The sequence below is a fragment of the Pseudomonas sp. SIMBA_068 genome (genome assembly GCF_046534705.1).
Lineage (GTDB): Bacteria > Pseudomonadota > Gammaproteobacteria > Pseudomonadales > Pseudomonadaceae > Aquipseudomonas > Aquipseudomonas putida.
On sequence record NZ_JAWRYI010001322.1, the window covers coordinates 1 to 246 of the forward strand.

Annotated in this window: 1 protein-coding gene; it reads right to left on the bottom strand. The window is 66.3% G+C overall.

Annotation, left to right across the window (positions count from 1 at the left end; all coding sequences use genetic code 11):
• Positions 1–127 precede the first annotated feature (127 nt).
• On the bottom strand, positions 128–246 hold a 119-nt coding region (locus SB756_RS33880), incomplete at its 5' end, for a glucan biosynthesis protein (RefSeq protein ID WP_410913739.1).

Here is a 246-nt window from a genome sequence, read left to right on the forward strand (position 1 = left end):
CGAGGCCGCCAGCGTCGACAGGATGACCAGCGCGAAATAGAGCGTCCGGCGCCAGAGCGCCGTGCGCCGGAGTGTCTTGGCGTCGGACATGGGTGTTGTTTCCATCTGAAGGGCATCTCTATCGGGATCAGGCGGGCGACCAGAGATAGACCCAGGTCTCGCTGATCGTCTGGCCGCGCAGGCGCAGCACGCAGCGCAAGTCGGCCGGCTTGCCGTCGGGAAGCAGGTCGAAGAAGACCCGCCAGC